Origin of the sequence: Lentzea sp. NPDC005914, from assembly GCF_040629405.1 — a bacterium.
GTDB lineage: Bacteria > Actinomycetota > Actinomycetes > Mycobacteriales > Pseudonocardiaceae > Lentzea.
Genome location: NZ_JBEXVQ010000037.1, coordinates 1 through 18448, shown reverse-complemented (window position 1 = coordinate 18448; position 18448 = coordinate 1). Strand labels below are relative to the sequence as shown.

General features: G+C 69.5%; 13 protein-coding genes. 4 read left to right on the top strand and 9 right to left on the bottom strand.

Translation table 11 applies throughout. The features are described from left to right. Positions 1 to 18: 18 nt before the first annotated feature. From ABZ345_RS37565 to ABZ345_RS37550, 4 genes are all read right to left on the bottom strand, one after another. Complete coding sequence (locus tag ABZ345_RS37565) at positions 19 to 3444, bottom strand: S8 family serine peptidase (RefSeq protein ID WP_359859495.1); 3426 nt, start codon at positions 3442 to 3444, stop codon at positions 19 to 21. Positions 3445 to 3603: 159 nt separating this feature from the next. Further along, on the bottom strand, positions 3604 to 4479 hold the full coding sequence (locus ABZ345_RS37560; RefSeq protein WP_359859493.1) for a hypothetical protein: 876 nt from the start codon (positions 4477 to 4479) through the stop codon (positions 3604 to 3606). 66 nt (positions 4480 to 4545) lie between these two features. Beyond that, positions 4546 to 4851, bottom strand: a complete 306-nt coding sequence (locus tag ABZ345_RS37555; RefSeq protein ID WP_359859491.1) for a helix-turn-helix transcriptional regulator — start codon at positions 4849 to 4851, stop codon at positions 4546 to 4548. A 165-nt stretch (positions 4852 to 5016) separates the two neighbouring features. Beyond that, the gene (locus tag ABZ345_RS37550) at positions 5017 to 5688 is read right to left on the bottom strand and encodes a TetR/AcrR family transcriptional regulator C-terminal domain-containing protein (RefSeq protein WP_359859489.1); all 672 of its coding nucleotides are present in this window, start codon (positions 5686 to 5688) and stop codon (positions 5017 to 5019) included. Between the two features lie 66 nt (positions 5689 to 5754). Here ABZ345_RS37550 and ABZ345_RS37545 point away from each other — a divergent pair, with 66 nt between their 5' ends. Continuing rightward, a complete protein-coding gene (locus ABZ345_RS37545) occupies positions 5755 to 6570 on the top strand; it encodes an alpha/beta hydrolase (protein WP_359859487.1) in 816 nt (271 codons plus the stop codon). Positions 6571 to 6800: 230 nt separating this feature from the next. Next, positions 6801 to 7445: a hypothetical protein gene (locus tag ABZ345_RS37540; protein WP_359859485.1), complete on the top strand. Its 645-nt coding sequence runs from the start codon at positions 6801 to 6803 to the stop codon at positions 7443 to 7445. A gap of 169 nt (positions 7446 to 7614) precedes the next feature. On the opposite strand, the gene ABZ345_RS37535 is transcribed toward ABZ345_RS37540, so the two are convergent. From ABZ345_RS37535 to ABZ345_RS37515, 5 genes are all read right to left on the bottom strand, one after another. Further along, a complete protein-coding gene (locus ABZ345_RS37535; protein WP_359859483.1) occupies positions 7615 to 10863 on the bottom strand; it encodes a CHAT domain-containing protein in 3249 nt (1082 codons plus the stop codon). 7 nt (positions 10864 to 10870) lie between these two features. Continuing rightward, a complete protein-coding gene (locus tag ABZ345_RS37530) occupies positions 10871 to 12640 on the bottom strand; it encodes a hypothetical protein (protein ID WP_359859481.1) in 1770 nt (589 codons plus the stop codon). Between the two features lie 4 nt (positions 12641 to 12644). Then, a complete protein-coding gene (locus ABZ345_RS37525; RefSeq protein ID WP_359859479.1) occupies positions 12645 to 13172 on the bottom strand; it encodes a hypothetical protein in 528 nt (175 codons plus the stop codon). After that, complete coding sequence (locus ABZ345_RS37520; RefSeq protein WP_359859477.1) at positions 13172 to 13528, bottom strand: hypothetical protein; 357 nt, start codon at positions 13526 to 13528, stop codon at positions 13172 to 13174. Before ABZ345_RS37520 ends, ABZ345_RS37525 begins: the two co-directional genes overlap by 1 nt. 205 nt (positions 13529 to 13733) lie before the next feature. Next, positions 13734 to 15500, bottom strand: a complete 1767-nt coding sequence (locus ABZ345_RS37515; RefSeq protein ID WP_359859475.1) for a DUF6880 family protein — start codon at positions 15498 to 15500, stop codon at positions 13734 to 13736. A gap of 27 nt (positions 15501 to 15527) precedes the next feature. Between ABZ345_RS37515 and ABZ345_RS37510 the strand changes: the two genes are divergently transcribed. Together ABZ345_RS37510 and ABZ345_RS37505 are read left to right on the top strand one after the other, a co-directional pair. Beyond that, complete coding sequence (locus ABZ345_RS37510; RefSeq protein ID WP_359859473.1) at positions 15528 to 17093, top strand: HD domain-containing phosphohydrolase; 1566 nt, start codon at positions 15528 to 15530, stop codon at positions 17091 to 17093. A gap of 95 nt (positions 17094 to 17188) precedes the next feature. Then, complete coding sequence (locus ABZ345_RS37505; protein ID WP_359859471.1) at positions 17189 to 18034, top strand: alpha/beta hydrolase; 846 nt, start codon at positions 17189 to 17191, stop codon at positions 18032 to 18034. Positions 18035 to 18448 lie beyond the last annotated feature (414 nt).

Genomic DNA, 18448 nt, shown 5'->3' with positions numbered 1-18448 from the left:
CGAATGTGGGGGGCGCGGCTACGCCCTCAGGCGATAGGCGCGCAGAACCGTTTGGTCGACGGTGTTTCCGTCGCTGTCGCGGGCGGTCACGCGCAACGACACGAACCCGCCCGCTTTGCCCCCAACAGGAACCATGCCGCTGACAGGTGTCCAGGTTGCCCCGTCGTCAAAAGACGCATAGGCGCGAAGTTCACGCACGACGGCCCGGCCCGCACCCGCTTGCCGCGCCGCGGTGAACTTCGCGGGCATCGGGACGCCCGCCTTCCAGCTGTTGCGGAGGTCGAGCGGGAGCGCGTAGTCGATCTCCATCAGGGGCAGCCTGCCGTCGGACGGTGACGAGAACTCCCACGTTGTGCGCACGTCGGTCGACAGCGCCACGAAGTTGCGCGTCGCGTGCAGGTCCAGCGTGAAGCGGCCGTCCTTCGCAGGTGCGTAGAACTTGCTGTTGTAGAGGAAATCCGTGCCGAGCGAGACGCCGTCGCGCTTGAGTTCCACGGTGAGGTCACCGTTGATCACCCGGCCCTCCACGGACTTGGAGGTGCCGAACGGCGAGACGTTCGCGTGCAGGTCGGGGTACTGGCGGTACACGCCGCCGCCCTTCGGCCACGGCGCCTCGGCCTGCCCGAGCCTCGGGGCGGCCACCCCGCGCAGGATCGAGCGCTCGTACTTGCGGCCAGCCTCGAACTTCTCCACGCGCAGGTTCGCCCAGGAGTGCGACGACACGTCGTCACCATCGGCGAACCGGCCGACGGACCCCTCGTTGTACCAACCACCCGGCGAGAAGTACTCGACGCGGGTGGCGGGTGAGCCGAGAGGTTCGTCGATGAAGAGGTCGGGGTTCACCACACCGCCGACGACCGGGTAGTTCCGCGTGGTCACGGTGCCGTCCTCGCCGGCCGTGTGATAGCGCGGCTTGACCTCGGCGAGCGCGGAACGCCTGACGGGGTAGGTCTTTCCGGCCGGCAGTGCGCCCTTCTCGGCCTGGTGCAGGGTGTACGACACGGGGGAGGTCGTCACGGCGCGGAACGTCAGCCTTGTCGGCGTTTGCGGGGCGAGGTGCGGGCCCACCGTGATGACGGGCAGTTCGATCCGATCGCCCCACGCGACCTCGGGCGGGCCCGCCCACAGCACCGCGACGGCACCCGCCTGCTTGAGTTCCCTGGCGACGAAGAAAGAGAACTCGTCGTGCGGGCGCACCAGCACCATCTTTCCGCGCACGTCACCTCCGCGCTCCACGACGTCGTAGGTGTGCTCGCCCTGCGGCAGGTAGGGGCTGTCCCCGTCGTAGGACACCGGGAACCCGCCGACGACCGCGATCTTCGGCTGGGCGGCGACGAGCAGCGTGTCGTAGGCGAGGTCCGGCAGCGGCTCGCCGAACGACATGCCGTACACCGGCACCCGCCCATCGATCCGCGACCAGATCGAGTCGCGGAAGGCAGGGTTCACCGGCACCTTCATGGTGGTCACCCGGTACAGCGGGGCCACCCGGTCGTCGTCGAGCGCGAACGAGATCGGCTTCGCCTGCCGAAGGTCGAGGTGCACCGAGACGTCCGCCGCCGTCGAGAACCGGCCGGACACGTCCGTCACCGACGCGGGTGCGTACCACGTGCGGGTGTCCGCGCCCTCCGCGAACCGCGCCAGCACGGTGTATTCGCCGCCGACCGGCAGGCGTGCGTCGAGCGAACCGTCCTTGCGGAGTTCGAGCACGGACGAGTTCTTGGTGGCCATGTCGATCAGCACCACCCAGCCGTTGCCGACGGGTTTGCCGTCGCGGCCGGTGACCTGCAACGACAACCCGTGGCGCTCCGGCTCGACGGTGCCGCCGACGGAGGTGGTCAGCTCGATTCCGGCCGCGGTGGCCCGCACACGTCCGGAGAACGCGCCGAGGCCCTTGCTCGGATCGAGCACGACGTCGACGGAAGCCGATCCGTGCGCGGGCACGACGACTGACGGCGCCACGGTGAACCGGGCACCCAGATCCTGGTGCAGGGCAAGGGAAACCGGCTGGTCACCGGTGTTGGTGTAGGTGACCTTCTTCGTGACCGGCTCGGCGTGCGGCCAGGTCACGAGGCCGAACGACAGGCTGCCCGTGTCCGCGCGCACCTGCTGCGTCACCGCGCGACCGACGTTCAGCAACCCCGTGCCGCCGTCGTCGGGCGAGAACGCGAGCGTCTTGACCGTCGTCATCAGCCGCGCCTTCAGTTCTGCCGCGGTGATGGACGGGTCGCGTTGCAACACGATCGCCGCCGCGCCCGCCACGTGCGGGGCGGCCATGGAGGTGCCGGAGAGCCGTGCGTGCAGGTCGTCGACGGCGGCGTCCGGGAGCGTGCCCGCCGCCCGTGCCGCCACGATCTCCTCGCCCGGTGCCGCGATGTCCGGCTTCATCGCCAGGTCACCGGCACGCGGACCGCGCGACGACGACTCGGAGACCTCTCCGAACTTGGTCAGGTTCGCCACCGCGAGCGCCGCGTCGGCCGCCGCCGGGCTGCTGACCTTCTGCCAGCCGCCGTAGTTGCCCGCCGAGATCACGAACAGCGCGCCCGTCTCGGCGGTGAGATCGTTGACCTTGAGCGACAGCGGGTCCGTGCCGTCGCTCTCGTACCCGCCGAGGCTCATGTTGACGACCTTGGCCCGGACTTCGCGGGTCGCCCATTCCATGCCCGCGACGATCGCGCTCTCGTAGCACCCGTCGACCTCGCAGACGCGGCCGACCGCGAGCTTCGCGCTCTTGGCCACACCCCGGTACTTCTCGCCGCGCCCGGCGATGATGGACGAGACGTGGGTGCCGTGGCCGACGTTGTCCTGGATGCCCTGCCCCGTGAAGTCCTTGGCGGCCGTCACGACGTCCTTGAGCTCGGGATGCTGCTGGTCGTAGCCGGTGTCGAGGACCGCGACCGTGACCCCGGCGCCGTCGAACCCCGCCTCCCAGGCGGCGGGTGCGCCCACCATCGGCACGCTCTGGTCCAACGTGACGCGGGCCTTGCCGTCGAGCCACAGCTTCTCCGCGCTCAGCGTGTTCGCCCGGCGCTGGGCCCACTGCTGAGCCGCTTCCTTCTTCGGCACCACACCGGCAGTGCGGAAACCGTTGTTCAGCAACGGGATCCGGTCGATCTTCTTGTCGGTGTAGCCGTACGAGTACAACGCCGTGACGTCGAAGAACCGCTTGTCGATGCGGTTCTGCGCGACCGCACCGACGGCGTCCGCGGGCACCACGTACTGGTGTCCGTTCTGGACATATTGGGCGAACGTCATGCCCGGCCGGCCCTCGACCCGGACCAGCTCGCCCTTCTCGTTCACCACGACCTCGTCACCGCTGATCAGCGTGATGACGTCAGCCGGTGCCGCCCCTGGCCCGGCGGTCGCCGACGCGGCCTGCGTGCTCGCCGCCGGGCCGAGCAGCCCCGCGCTGAGCACGGCAATCGTGAAACAGCGTGCTATGCGCACGTGTCCTCCCCACAGTGGATGAGACGGCGTCAACCGCTCACTTCCACCAAACTGAGAAAGCGCTTGCCAGGTTGCACGAAACCCACGTCGACGACGGCTCCCGGTTGTGGATCGACGACGTCCTGGTCATCGACAACGGGCGAGGCTCGACGAGTGGCGTCAGCGGACGTGGTGGCGGAACACGCCGTCGTTGAAGGTCAGCCACGCGCCGCCGCCGGCCGGAATCACGCCGTACGCGTTCTCGGTGTGCGCGTCGAAGGTGCCGAGGTGTGCGCCCGTGCGCACGTCGATCAGGTGATGCCGGAACCACTGCTCGTCATCGTCCTCACCGCCGGCGACCACGAACGCGGTATCGGCGTCGAGGTAGCCGCCCGTCCACTCCAACCAAGCGTCCTCGTCGTACCCGAGGTCCGTCACAGATACCCGGATGACCACTTCGCCGTCCGGATAGGTGTGGAACGCGACGTCGTTCTGTTCGTGGTGGACGGTCATGAAGTGGTGGCCGTCCGCCGCGAACGCCACCAGCACGCGGTCGTCCCACGGGTACGCGAGCACCTCGAGCGTGTTGTCGTTGAGCCTGCCGCGGAACAGGAACGACCCGTCCTGCCCCTCGCCGACGTCGACCAGCACGTCGGTGCCGCCTGGATGGACGTGCTGGTTCCCGCCGTGGCCGACGGTGCCCAGGTCGGCGCTGGCGAGCACCGCCCCGGTGGCCGCGTCCAGGACGTGCCAGGTGTCGTTGCCGTCGTTCCAGTGCCCCATCGCGTCCGGCCGGAAGAGCCACACAGCCTTCCCGTCGAGCGAGAAAGCGCATCCCGCCCGGACGTTGCGCACCTTCTCCTGGAACGCGCCGAACGCGTGCCGCCACCGCACCACCCCGGCGCGGTCCACGCACACCAGTTCGTTGTCCGTCGTGTACACCGCGCTCGTGAGGCCCGGCGCGACGGCCTGCTCCCTGGGCACAACCGCTACGGGGAAGGTGACGTCGCCTGGAGCGTGGATGGCGCCGTCGCTGTACCTGGCCGGGGCGATCATGCCCGCACGGTAGTCAACAGATGACGAGAAGTCCTGCTGTTGCAAGGCCATGACGGTTCGCGAAGCTCATGTTCGGCCCAGAGTTCTGTTGCCCCACAAGGGCGACGCCGGGGGAGTGGTTGGTCGCGTGCGATGTGCTCGGCGGCAGCTCGTGGGCGCGAGGTTGTCGTCGTCCCCGTCTCCGTCCTGGCCGACCACCGACGCCAGCATTCGCAACGACGCGGCGTGTGGGCGGCTGACCTGGCCACGCTCGATGGCACGGATCGCGCGGACACTGACCCCGGCCTGGTCAGCGAGCTGCCGCTGAGTCATCCCGACACGCTCGCGGTATGCGCGCAAGGCAGCGCGCAACGACGCGAGCTCGTGATTCACGCTCACATTTCCCCCGAACACTGAACCGCAGCGGCAGCCCTGCCTCTGCGTCAGCCCCCCAAAGCCAACGTACCCGGTGAGCTCGTCGGGGATGTGATGCTTCGCTGCGTTGCGCCTGCACTGGCTGGTGGTTCGCGGTATCGCCGTCTGGCTTGATCGGATCGGTCAGGCCGGGTCGTTGGACCGTCGTGGGTTGAGCGTGTCTGTTGTGCCCGCGATGAGCGTTCGCAGGCCGTGTTCGAAGGCGTCATCGCCGGTAGTGGTGCCGCCTTCGCGGATCGCTATCAGCAAGGGCGCCGACGTGCCGGCGTCGAGCAGGTCGGCCAGTGCGGCAAGGTGCTTCTCCCGGTTCTCGGTGGGCTCGCGGGGCGTGGCCTGTTCGAGCAGGACGAATCCGTTGACGTACTGGGAGATGGTGGCGATGGTGCGCAACGCGAGGACCGGGGTGAAGCCGCGGTCGACCAGGGCGGCCAGCTCGTCGTTGAACATCTGGATGGTTGCCGGGCTGAGCCAGGCGGCACTGGCGACGATGCGTGCGCCGTCGCGGTGGGCGAGCAGGGACTGGCGGTAGGTGCGGGCCCGGCGGGTGAGCCAGTCCTGCCACGGTTCGCCGCCGCGGGGTGGACCCATCCCGGCGGCCACGATGATCGCGTCGGCCATGCCGTCGAGCAGTTCCTGCTTGCTGCGGACGTGCCAGTACAGCGCGGGTGACTGGACACCGAGCTCGGTGGCGAGCTTGCGCACGGTCAACCCGTCCAGCCCGACCTCGTCCAGCAGCCGCAACGCCGTTTCGATCATCGTGTGCCGGGTGACGCCGGGCCGCTTGGTCGCGCACATCGGGTGCACCTTAGCAGTGCTAAGGTTGTCCTTAGCACTGCTAAGGCGGCGCTTGACGGGAGGCTCGTGGACACCATCACCTCGGCCGACGGAACCGATGTTCGCGTGTACGACGAGGGGCGCGGACCGGCCTTGCTGATCATTGGTCCGGGGCTCGACGACGGGACCCGGACCAAGAAGCTCGCCGGCGCTCTCGCCACCCGGTTTCGTGTCCTGCGCCTGCATCGCCGCCAGTACCGGATGGATCTCAAGACCCGCGGGTCGTGCTCGATCGCCGACGAGGTCGACGACGTCCTGGCCGTCGCCGCCGTGATCGACGAGCCGCTGATCGTCTACGGCCACTCCTCCGGCGGCGTCGTCGCGCTCGAAGCTCTCGCGGCCTCCCCGCACGCGTTCGCCGGCGCGGTGGTCTTCGAGCCCGCCGCTGTGACCAGACGACCGCTGGCCGGCGAGAGCGGTGAGGTCATCACCCGAGCACGAGCCGCGATCGCCGCCGGCAAACCCGGCACCGCGCTGACGATCTTCATGCACGACACCGTCGGCCTGCCGCGGTGGCAGGCGCGGCTGGCCGGCATGCTCACCGCACTCGTTCCGCACTACCGCCGGCTCGTGCCCGCCCAGATCGACGACCTCGAAGCACTGGACCGGCTCGGCGTCCGCCTCGACACCTACAACCAGATCACCACACCTGCCCTGCTGCTCGGTGGTGACCGCAGCCCAGCTCATCTCGCCGAACGACTCGACGCCATCGAGCACGTGATGCCCCAGGCCGAAAGGGTCGTGATGCACAAACGCGATCACGGCGCGGATCTGAAAGCGCCGAAACAGCTCGCCCGCATCATCGAGACATTCGCCGACAAGGTGCTGAACCGCCCCGAATAATGGGGCGCTCAGAGGCGGACGCTCGTCGATCAGGTTGGAGTGGCGCGGGCTTGCCGCCCACACCGGTTTCACGCGTAGTGATGCCGATGCGTTCGCGCAAGGTGGACCATGCCAGGGCCGGCGTGGGGGCGCTGCTTCAGCAGTTCGGCCGCGGTCGCTGTTGAGCTCACTGGACGGCGCTCACGGGAAAGTCGGGTGCGCCGAGCGCGAGCCCCTGTAACCCTGGCGAGGTGTTGTTGAAATTGACGGGGTCGAGTTGTTCGGGCAAGTCCACGCTCGCCTTTGCCGTGGCCGACCGGCTCCGCGACGTCGTCGTCCACGATTTCGACGAGGTCGGTGTGCCGCGGGACCCCGACCCCCACTGGCGCCACCGCAACACCGAGCTGTGGGTACGCCGCGCACTCGAGTACCAGGAACGCGGACTGGACCTGCTGTTGACCGGACAATCCCCACTGGGCGAGGTCCTGGCGGCCCCCTCCGCACCGGAGGTGGACGGGATCGCGCTCTGTCTGGTCGATGTGGACGACGAGATCCGCCGCGCCCGGCTCGCCCACCGCGACTCCGGCCGGTGGGACACCTCGGCGGTCGACGCCTTCATGGGCTGGGCCGCCTGGCATCGCGGACACGCCCGGGATCCTCGTCACCTCCCCGAGGCCATCACCAACGGCAGCGCCCAGGACATGGTCTGGCACCGCTGGACCGACTGGTCCGTCGGCGATCCACGGTGGAACACCCACGTCCTCGACACCACCGACGAGCCCGTCTCCCGGTCCGTCGACAAGATCGAACAGTGGGTGGTCGAACAGCGTGCCGCACACCGATCCGGCCGGCTTCCCCTGGCGCTCGGCTGGGTCGATCGAACACACTCCGGATGACGTGGGCTTCAGCAGCGTGGACTGTCCTGTCGGGAGAGTCCACGCGCCGAGGATCAGGACCTCGTGATCCTCGCTCCCACCGCGGGCTGGCCCATGCGAGTTCTTGGCCGGACCGGGCCATGGCCCGGTCCGGGTTTGTCCACGATGCGTTCCGAGTCGTGCAAGGGGGCTATGGGCCGCTGTGGATGAGGGCTGCCCAGCGGTCCGGGCGTTGGGGGTCGGTGTCGCGTAGTTCGCGGGTGACGTGGTGCAGAGTGGTTGCGGCGTCGATGGCGGTGGGGCTGTCGGAGAGCCGGTCGTAGAAGGCGCGGGCGGCTGTGGAGCCGGTTGTGTCGTGCAGGGGCCAGAGGGTGGCGATGACGTGGCGGAAACCCGCCAAGTGGAAGGCTGACGCGAGGTGGAGCACCTCGTCGGCGTGGCGGGTGCCGTGGTCGGCCGTCGAGCAGGCGGACAGGTAGGCGAGTTCGGCGTCCGGTAGTTGCAGCCCGCCGATCTCGGGCAGGAGCACGGTGCGGTCGTGCAGGACCAGTCCGCCCGCCGCAGGCGAGACCGGGTCGGTGATGGCGTGGCAGGCGAAGTGCACCCAGGTCGCCTCGTCCATGGCCGCCACGACCGCGTCCCCGGTCGCGGCAGCGTTCACCAGGGTGGTTCCCCGCAGCGATTCGGCTTCCCGCGCTGCGGTGATCAGGTCGTGGCCGCCCTCGGTGTGGAGCATGGCGACCACGAGCTGACGCCGTTCCCGGACCGGTGGCCGGGACCGCGCGGCGCGGAGTACGCGCAAGGACGGGGCGTACGACGAGACAACCAGGTCCAACGCACCTGGCTGCCCCTGGTGTCCCGCCGCGTGCAGAGGGAGCAGTCCCAGGACACCAGTGGGCACCCACCAGACGCGTGCGGACGGCAGTTCGCTGACGACCGGCCCGACAACGGCATCCCAGAGCCAGGCAAGTGTGTCGAACAGGACGGGACGCCGCCGCATCTGCTTGGCCAGCGAGTTGTCCTGGACGACGTTGAGCAACGCCGCGACGCGCGTCTCCACGCCCACCAGGTCGGGCAGGTCAACCACCACGGGCTCGGCGTCGGGATGGACCAGGACGGCGTGCCCACCGCGGCGGTGGGCGCTGACCAGCACGGCCGTGCCCGCCTCGGGGCGCAGCGACCGCTCCGACGGCTCGGCGAGGAAATCGCTGAAGCCGGGCAGGTCGCGTATCTCGGCCAGCAGCTCGTCGTAGTTCCGCCACCACCGCTTGCGCTCCGAGGCCGGGAAATCGGGGGTGTTGAGCCGTTCGCACACCCACTCGAACCGGTCGGCCAACTGACTCCGGGCTGACCGGAGCTGGGCCAGGTCGACCCGAATACCCGCCTCGGCCGCAAGCAGCACGCCACGTCCGAGTTCGGCGACGGTCACCGCCCCCGCCGGGTCCGCAGCCGCACAATGCGCCGTGACCACGGCTTGGACCAAGCCCGACTGGGTGCCCAATCGATGCTGGCGGTCCACCCAGTCCGCCTCTCGCGGGGGCAGCGACGGCAACAACCTGATCGCCGCGTCCAACACGGGCACGGCGAGGTCCGGCTCGCCGATCGCCAGCAGCAATTCGCCCACCGCGTGCTGGGCGGCGACCTGGTCGTGCGGGGATGCCGGCGGCGCTACGAACACCTCGTCCGCGAGGGCGCGCACGGTGTCCGCCGGGACGGGAGCGCCGCTGTCCGCGGCGGCGAGCAGGCAGCGGGCCAGTTCCCCGGCCCGGCGGATCCGCCGCGGGTGCTGCGGATCATCCCGCACCAGCTCCCACGCGCGCCTGCTCGCCGCGACCGCTGTGCTCAGGAGCGCGTCGACCGGACCGGTGCGGAACTGGGCCAGGTACGCGTCGGCGAGCACGGCGAGGCGGTCCGGGAGATCGACGTGCTCGACTCCTGTGGCGGCCACGGCGTCGGCGGCCAACGCCGTGGCTTTGTCCAAGTCGCCGTCGGCCTCGCGGATTCGGTAGTGGAGGGCGAGTTTTGCTTGACGGTCGGGCAGCGACGCGTGGCCCGCGCGGGTCGTGCGGACGGCCTGGCCGCCGAGTTCCACCGCCCGGTCGATCTCGGCCCGGTCCTGGGTGGCGAGGTAGCGGGCGTGGTGGACGCCGGCGGAGACCGCCGCCCATTCCGGTGGGCAACGCTCGCCCGCCTCCGTCGTCAGCCGTGCCGCCAAGTCGAGGTCATCGCCCACCCCGTTGCGGGCATAGCGGGTCAGATGGATTTCGGCCAGGATCACCCCCGAGTCGGGATCGGTGCTGTTCGCCGGACGCGCCCGGTGCGCCCACGTCCCGTTCTTGGTGGCCTGGTTCAAGTCGTCCTCCGCACCCATGCCCAGGTAGCGGAGGTGCAGCGCGGCGGCCAGTGCCAGGTGGAGGCCGTGTCTGCGCGGGTGGTGATCGGGCAGCCGTGCCAAGGTGTCCTTGGCCAAGGTGACCGCGTGATCGAGACTCGAACGGTCGCCGCGGTGCCGGTACCGCAGCAACAACAGGCCGACGACGTCGGCCGCGGACTCAGCGTCCACGGGTGTGCCAGGTCTGACCAGTGCCCACGCGCGGTCGAGGTCGACCAGGTCGGAGTCGCGCTCGAATCGGCGTGCCAAGGCGATCGCGAGGTGCGTGGACGCGTCACCCTCAGCGCAGAACTCGACCGCGCGGTCGAGGTGGCTGTCGGCGCCTGTGCGGTCGTACAGCAGCCGGTAGGCCACGCCCAGTGCGCTGAGGGCGGACTTGTCGGCAGGGGCGAGGCCGTGCAGGAGTCCGCGTGCGTGCTCCAGGTCCTCCAGCCGCGCGTGGAGGCTGTATCTGTCGAGGTAGGCACGGGCGAGGGCCACGGCCATCTCCGCGTTGTCCGTCTCGGCGACCACCCTGTCACCGAGTCCGATGGCGTGGTCAAGATCAGCAGGGGAGCGAGAGCCCTGGTAGCGGCACAGGTGGCCGAGGAACAGCAGGCGCGTCAGCTCCGGCTCTCCCGCCGCGTGCGGGGCGACCAGCACGATGCCCGCCTCCACGAGCACCGGCTCGGAGCCGTCCAGACCGGCGTCGAGCAGCCGTCGGCCGACCTCGACCTGGTTCCGCGGATCGGCGAAACGGCCGACGAACGGAGCCAGGTCCGGGGGCACCCGCTGGTGGTCGTCGGCGACCTGGGACAGGCAGATGACCGCCTTGGCCAGGTCGATCGGTCGTCGTTGGAACCGGTACCGGCGGTGGTGGAATTGACCGAGCACGGTCTTGGCCCTGACCAGCTGTGCCGCGAGGACCTGTGACTCGCTGGTGTCGGTCGCCGCTCGCACGGTCCGCCACAGCTTGGCGGACTCCTCCTCGGCATCAGGGGAGAACGCCGCCGGAGGTGCGTAGCGGAGCCAGTCCTCCACCCGGTTGATCTGCTCGTCGATCCGCATCGCTCGTTCACTCCGCCAAGCGGAGGAGACGGGCCGGGGCGTGGTCCGCGCTGGCCACGGCGAGCACCAGGCCACCGTCCATCGTGGTCGTCATGGCCAGGGCGGTCGGGTACGTCTCGGGGCTCGCCACCGAGGCCAGTTCCTCCCCGGATTCGCTGTCCCACAGCGTGGTCTGCTCGCCGTCGGTCACCGCGACCGCCACCCGCAGGTCCTCGAGGACCACCATGGCGAGTTGGCCGTGCCTGCCGGGGACGGTGAAGGCACGGATCTCCTCGCCGGTGATCCCGTCCCAGACCCGCACCGCCGAGCCGCTGGCGACCGCCACCCGGAACGACCCGTCCACCAACCCCACGGCCGCCACACTCGGCGACTCGATCCCCAGCCTCGCCCGCTCCATGGAGAACGTGTGCAGCGTCGTCCGCGCGGTCGCGTCCCACACGTGGACGATCGAGCAGGAGCCGTCATCCGATCCCGCCACCACGCAGACGTGCTCGTTCGCGAGCACGAGCGCGTCGAGCGACCACACGACGTGCACGCCCGGCTCGCCGATCTTCCAGTCCACGATCTGGCGAGCCGTCTCCGGGTCCCACACCACGACGGTCGCGTCGTCCCCGCCGGTGATCAACCACGGTACGTCCCCCGGAGGGCACACCCAGGCGACGGCGTTGACCGGGTGGCGGTGCGCTCCGAAGCTCAACAGCGGTCGGCCGTCGCGAACCGACCAGAGCTTGACGAGGCCGTCCTGCCCGCCGGTCGCCAGCACCGCCTCCTCCTCGGGTAACGGCAACAGCGCGGTGGCGAGCACCCGATCACCGTGACCGACGAACTCCTGGCGGGGCAGACCGTCCCGGGGGCTCCACACGGTGGCGCCGCCGTCGTCGCCGGAGGCCATCAGCAGCCGGCCATCGGGGAGGTCGAGGAGCGCCAGCGCGTGCGGATGCCGTGCGATGCCCAACCGCAGCCAGGACTCGGGCGTCGCGTCGACGACCTCCATGCGACCCGGTCCCCAATCCCGTGGGCGACTGGTCATGCCCCGTACCCGGCCGGGCTTCGCCGAGGAGGCGGTGGTGGGGAAGTCGATCTCCGCGCGGTGGCCGTACATCTCCTCGTGGTCGTCGCGGTCCATGACAGTGCCGTCGGAGAGTTGGATGAGGTTGTCCGGCATCTCCGACGCGGAGTCGACGACGATCGTGGCGATGTCGCAGGACCGGTACGGGAACTCGTCACTGCGGTGGGCGTGAACGGCCGACTCGTACTGGGCTTCCGCGGTGGACCTGTCCGGGTAGTCGACTACGAGGTAGTCGGAGCCCGGGTCGACTGCGGTCACGACGGCGTATCGACCTTCACCAGTGACGGGGTCGTGGTAGGAGATCGCTTCGATGTAGCCGCCGAACAGTTCGTGCGCGACGGTCTGCCGGAAGGTCTCACCCGCCGCCATGGCCTGCTCGTAGCGTTTCCACCAACTGCTCGCGCGCTCGCCCCAGTGCCCGTACAGGCACGCGTCCGCAGTGTCGTAGAGCACTCGCGAACCGTCCGCCGGGCGCATCGCGGTGAACGGGCTGTCATCGCACGCCACCTGAACCCATGCACCGTCGTGCCCCGCTTGCAGCGCTTGTACGGCGTCCCAGGCGCTTTGCTTGTCCGGGTAGTGCCGGTGGCCGAATCCGGTGTGGTCGACCCTGTATTCCCCGGCGCGGACGCTGACCCGGATGTGCACTTCCTCGTCCAATGGCTTCCGCTTCCGCAGCGCCCACTGCATGATCGGCTGGTGGTCCATGCGCTCACCGTCCCTTTCGGACCAATGCGGTGATCGCCCGCCCCTGCTCGATGGTGAGGACCCCCGTCTCCTCCTGGTCGCCGACACCGAGGGCGCGGGCCAGGGTGCGCCCGTGCAGGTCGACGGCGGCTTCCGACAACGCCGTCAGTTCGGCGATGGCGTGGCGCCCCTTGGCCCACCCGGTGACGCCGAACGCCGCCTCCGCGGCAGTGATCTCCGCGCGGACCGTGTCGGGCAGCACCAACCACAACCGCGACCAACCGAACGCCAAGTCGATGGCCATCGCGATCCGGTTGGCCCGCTCGGCGAACCGGTCGACTTTCGCCTGCCGGTCGGGGTCGTCCCGGTCGACCTCCACGCGTTTGCCGACCTGGGACAGCCACCGCCGTCGGCGTGCCGCAGCCCGCCAACGCCGCACGGGATCCGGCCATGCCAGCGCGGTGACCAGGATGAACAGTGCGCCTGGCAGGACCAGCAGTGCTACCCACCGCTCGGCCAGCTTCTTGGCCAGTTCCTCGAAGAACTTGCCCATCACAGACGCCTCATGCGCTGTCCGAGCACCGCGCACCAAGGCGGTTCGCCCGCCGGCACCGTTCTCGCGCGGTGGTTGCAGCTGTCGTCAGGGCAACCGAAGACCTCATCGTCCGCCCGGCCCCCACCCGCACCGGGTAGGCCGGTAGCGGGGCCCCGGCGCGCTTCGACGATGTCCGCGGGGCTGTATCCGACCAGTTGCGCGACGAGCCCGGCCACCGGGCGGCGGGAGGCGGCCTCGGCCTCGATGTGGTCCAGCAGCGCTTTGTGGTCCGTCGGCAGACCCGCGCACTCCCTGCGCAACTCGGGCAATCCCTCGCAGAGCATGGTCAGCACTTCCCGCTCGACCCCGTCCACTGCACCCTCCTGTCTCGTGGCTCGCCCAGTTCTACTACTGGGTCGTGGCATCCCGGCGGGGTTTCTCCAGTCCGCCCGACCTGTGTTGCCTGATTCGTGGACGTGACTGCCTGCATGGGCCTGACATGCCGATGCAGGACACCCTGGCCGAAGCGCGACGGTCGGGCATCTCGGTACCGCGGCTGGAAGCGGCGGGACAGTTCGTTCACAGCCCGGCTTCTGCGAGAATCTCCATGAATGCGGATTTGCGGCGGTGAGTGACCTTGACGCCGGCGAGATACGTGCCGAATTCCGTGCCGGCGCAGTGATGCAGATACTTCAGGACGTTGAACAGCCTGGCCGCCGAGCTGTACCCGCCTCGATGCTTGCGGTCGATCTTTTCCTCGACTTTGCGCTCGTACAACGGGATGGCATCCTCAGGGTGTCTGGAGGCGCGTCTCGTGGCGACGAGGAACTTGACGTCGCCGCCGCACTGGAATTCGTGCGCCGCGGCCCACGCCTTGTCGACGTCGCCGATGGCGGTCAGGATCCTGACGAGCGGATCGGCATTCCTGCCCCGGGCGGTCGCGCGGGTGCGCAGGAAGGTCATCGCGCGGTCCTTCGCGTAGTCCACCGCGTCGAGTGTCTCGGCGGCTTGCAGGAGCGCGAAGTACGTCTGGTCAGTGGGTTCTTGTTCGAAGGCCGTCCAGCGGGCTCTGGCGGCTTCCTTGTGCCGGCCGGTCTGGGTGTAGATGTCGGCGAGCAGGTCGGACAGACCGAACGGTTCGGTCGGGTCGAGCCGATGGAGCCGTCTGCGGGCCGAGTCGGTCCGGCTGAAGATGAGCCACCGGATGGCGTCGTCGAGCCGTCCCGCCGCCTGCAGGTCTTTGCCGATCCCGACGTACCGCCGGTAGTTGGTCGATGTGTCCTGTGCGTAGAGCGCGATCAGGTCGTCGACATCCCCGGTGACCCGCGCGAGGAACGTCTCGCGCAACTCGAAGATCTTCTCCCGGCGATCGAGTGCGCGCTCTGCGGCCTCGTAGTCCCCGGGGTCCGGGTCCTCGACGAGCTGCTGCTCGAGCAGCGCTCGATAACGCGCGTGTCCGGTGTCGCCGAGGGCGTCGGCGAAATCCGTGACCGCCGGCTTGCCCGCAGCGCCGTCGAGCTGGAGGTCGACCAGCCATTGGGCAAGTTCTGCCGGGTCCGGCGGCGCGGCGCGGCACACCGCCACGAAGGCCTCGGTCACGCGTGCCATTGCGGCGTCCACGACAGCGCAGCGGCGGCCGTCGTCCGGGTCGTAACTGGCTGCCAAGGAACGGAGCGCCTGCTGACAGAACGGGCGCACCAGCTGCGGGTGGTCGATCGCGACCACCCGCAGAGTGTGCAGAGTCTGGTCCACGGAGCGGGTCAGCATGGACATGTCGTCAACATCCGCCCAGCCCGCGCGTTCCAGCGCGTCCACCAGTTCCTGAAGGTCATCCGCGGTCGGCGCGGCGCTTCCGGCGGCGCGTGATGACAACAACTGATGCACAGCGGGATCGGTGTCCGCCAATCCCATCAGCAGGTCCACCAGCGTCGCTCGGCCGACGCTCTCCAGGTAGGCAGGCAGGTCTGCCGGCTTCGGTGCGGGGAGCTCCACTGCCGGGTGTTCTTCCGCTGGTTCGCGGGCCAGTGCCGCAAGCCCGACCGCGACGCAGTGTTCGCAGAAATTCGTCAGCTGCTCCCAGCCGCAGGAACAATCCCCGGTCAGGCAATCGTCCCGGAGGGTCAACCGGGCCACGAAGGATTCGACCGTGCCGATCACCCGCCGCGGCGAACATTCCAGATCGCGCACTTCCCCGACCCGGTCCCTGCCCCAGGCGTACCACTCGTCGGTCGCGCGTCGCCGCAGATCCCGGTGGTCGAACCAGAGCACCCGGACATCAAACCGTTCCAGTCCGAAGCTGCGCAAGGAAACCGAGCGGTCGACGTCCTGAGTTCTGCTGCGGGTCATTCTTGCCGGAGATAGAGTTGCGGCGAGATGCACGAGAAGGCTGACGAGGAATCCGTTCGCCTGGCCGAGCTGATCGCCGCGCTGTCCCTCGGCATCGACCTCGGGTTCGGCCAGCCGATGGAGCACGTCCTTCGCCAGTGCTGGATCGCCGTTCGGGTCGCGGACCACCTCGGGCTCGATGAGCGGGAACGTTCGACGGTCTACTACACGGCGCTGCTGATCAACGTGGGCTGTCACACCGACGCACATGAGCAGGCCAAGTGGTTCGGCGACGACATCGCTTTCAAGAGTGAGAAGTACCTGTACCCGTTGCACGGCGTTCGTTCCGCTGTGGCCGGGCTGCGCAAGCTCGGGTCGGGGCGGCCGCTGTTGCAGCGGTTTCGCATCGGGTTGAGCTTCGCGTTGTCAGGGCGCAAGGAGTTCGACGGCATGATCGCGCGGCATGCGGCGATGGCTCGGCTGCTGGCTCGTGAGGTCGGCCTGTCGGAGGCTGTTCAGGATGCGGTCGGCGCGTCGTACGAGCAGTGGGATGGGCGGGGCTGGCCTGGGGCGCTGTCCGGGGAGGCGGTGCCGTTGGCCGCCCGGATCTCGCAACTGGCCGAGTTCGTCGAGGTGGCCAACCGGTCCGGTGGGGTCGGGGCGGCGGTGGAGCTGGCGCGCGGGCTGGCGGGGAGTCAGTTCGATCCGGGGGTTGCGGCGTCGTTCTGCGAGGCGGCCGGGGACATCCTCGACGGTGTGGACGGCGCTCGGACCTGGGACCAGGTCATCGCTGCCGAGCCGGTGCTCGATCGGCCGCTCACCGACGCCGAGTTGGACGGGGCGCTGGGAGCTGTCGCTGACTTCGTCGACTTGAAGAGTCCGTGCACGCTGGGGCATGCGCGCAACGTTGCGCAGCTGGCCGGGGAAGCCGGCGATCGGCTGGGGCTTGATGACGTGGCACTGCGGACGTTGCGCCGGGCTGGGCTTGCTCACGGTTTGGGCAGACTCGGGGTGTCGAACGCGATCTGGGACAAGCCGGGGCCGTTGGGGCTCGGTGAATGGGAACGGGTGCGGTTGCAGCCTCATCTCACCGAACGGATGCTCTGCCAGTCTCCCGCGCTCGCGACGATCGGTGCGCTCGCGGCGCAGGTGCGGGAACGGCTGGACGGGTCCGGGTATCCGCGCGGGCTGGCAGGGCACGCGATCTCGCTGTCCGCACGGATTCTGGCCGCCGCCGACGTCTACCAGGCGATGGTGGAGCCGCGGCCGTATCGGCCCGCGCGTGATCTGGCGGACGCGGCGGCTGAGCTGCGCGCGGAGGTGCGGGCGGGGCGGCTCGACGGGGACGCCGCGGAAGAGGTGCTGGCCGCGGCCGGCCATCGGGCCCGGACGCGCAGGGCCCGGCCGGCGGGACTGACCGAGCGGGAGATCGACGTGCTGCGGCTGGTGGCGCGCGGCATGTCGAGCAAGGACGTCGCGGCCACGCTGGTGATATCGCCGAAGACGGCCCGTAACCACATCGAGCACATCTATGCCAAGGCCGGGGTGACCAGCCGGGTCGAGGCGAGCCTGTTCGCGATCAGGTACGGCCTGCACGACGCCCTGTCCGCTTGAGCGGTCCGCGAAGCAAAGATGAGGCACGTGCCCCATGAGAAGGGTCAGCGGGAAGGCGTCCAATCGATCCAACAGCGATCACCTGGAGGTCTGACATGTCCGACATCGCGGCTCAGCGGGGCGCCCGGCTCGTTCACGCCAACGGCATCGACATCGCCTGCACAGATGCGGGTGACGGACCGCCGCTCGTGCTGCTGCACGGTGCGCTCGCCTCGACCGGACCGGTGTGGGCGGGTTCTCGGGTGGCCTATGTGGACCACCTGCAAACGCTGGCCAAGCACTTCCGGGTCATCGCGCCGGACACGCGCGGTTCGGGTGCGACCGTCCACGATGGAGGGCCGGTGACGTTCGACGTGCTGGCGGACGACGTGGTCGCGCTGATCGAGGCACTCGACCTCGGACCGGTCCTGCTCGCCGGGTTCAGCGAGGGCGCGGCCACCGCCACCGTCACGGCGCTGCGGCGGCCCGGCCTCGTCCGCGCGCTGGTGAACCACGCGGGCTTCGACTACTTCGACGCAGCCTTCGCCGAGCATCTGGACCAGGTGTTCCGGCCCACGTTCGGCGGGCGCCCGGCTGCCACGCAGGCAGACCCGGACGCGGCCGAACAGGCTTTCGGCGCGGTGCCACCGATGGCGGAGACCTTCTCGCGGATGCGGGTCGACTACGACCAGGCGCAAGGTGAGGGCTACTGGCGGACCTACCTGGGGCAGTTCTTCGAACGGACCACCACGCCGGTCGGGTACTCGACCGCTGATCTCGCCGCCATCTCGGCGCCGACGTTGATCCTGGCCGGCGACCGCGACTTCTTCTGCACGGTCGAAGCGGCGTGTGCGGCCTACCGGTCGCTCACCGCGGGCGAGCTCGCGATCGTGCCGGACACCGGGCACGACATCACCGCCGCCGTCATCGACACCATGACCGGCTTCCTGACCAAGGTGTGAGTGCGCCTTCCGGGTGAGGCGGTAACGCCGTGCAGGAGTCGGTGCGACGCCACTGGCCCGTGACCGCGTGCGGTCCGGACACGATCGACGTGGGGTCTTTTGAGCGAAGACATCGTGAACCCGGAGGTCGGTGAGCGAGTACGCCGAAGCGCAAGCTCGGTGTCGTCCGCTCATCGGCATGAGCGTGCGTACGGAGCTACCAGGTCCGGTCGTCTCGCCTGCTGCCGGGAGTACTAAGTGCTCACCTGTGCCGTGGTCGCCGCACGCGTCCGTTCAGGGCCGTTGAGCTGCGGTTAAGGGCAGTTGAGTGCAGTTGAGGTCTGGGCTTGACCCGTTTTGACGGACACCTGAGATCAGGGGTTTTGCCCCTGGAAGGATGTCCTTATGAAGACCACGGGCTCGAACAAGCCCCGG

What these genes read in the sequence shown, in the direction of transcription:
- ABZ345_RS37560 (WP_359859493.1), bottom strand. Translation starts at nt 4,479, where the DNA reads ATGATCGCCCCGGCCAGGTACAGCGACGGCGCCATCCACGCTCCAGGC.
- ABZ345_RS37550 (WP_359859489.1), bottom strand. Translation starts at nt 5,688, where the DNA reads ATGTGCGCGACCAAGCGGCCCGGCGTCACCCGGCACACGATGATCGAA.
- ABZ345_RS37535 (WP_359859483.1), bottom strand. Translation starts at nt 10,863, where the DNA reads ATGCGGATCGACGAGCAGATCAACCGGGTGGAGGACTGGCTCCGCTAC.
- ABZ345_RS37530 (WP_359859481.1), bottom strand. Translation starts at nt 12,640, where the DNA reads ATGGACCACCAGCCGATCATGCAGTGGGCGCTGCGGAAGCGGAAGCCA.
- ABZ345_RS37525 (WP_359859479.1), bottom strand. Translation starts at nt 13,172, where the DNA reads ATGGGCAAGTTCTTCGAGGAACTGGCCAAGAAGCTGGCCGAGCGGTGG.
- ABZ345_RS37515 (WP_359859475.1), bottom strand. Translation starts at nt 15,500, where the DNA reads ATGACCCGCAGCAGAACTCAGGACGTCGACCGCTCGGTTTCCTTGCGC.
- ABZ345_RS37510 (WP_359859473.1), top strand. Translation starts at nt 15,528, where the DNA reads ATGCACGAGAAGGCTGACGAGGAATCCGTTCGCCTGGCCGAGCTGATC.
- ABZ345_RS37505 (WP_359859471.1), top strand. Translation starts at nt 17,189, where the DNA reads ATGTCCGACATCGCGGCTCAGCGGGGCGCCCGGCTCGTTCACGCCAAC.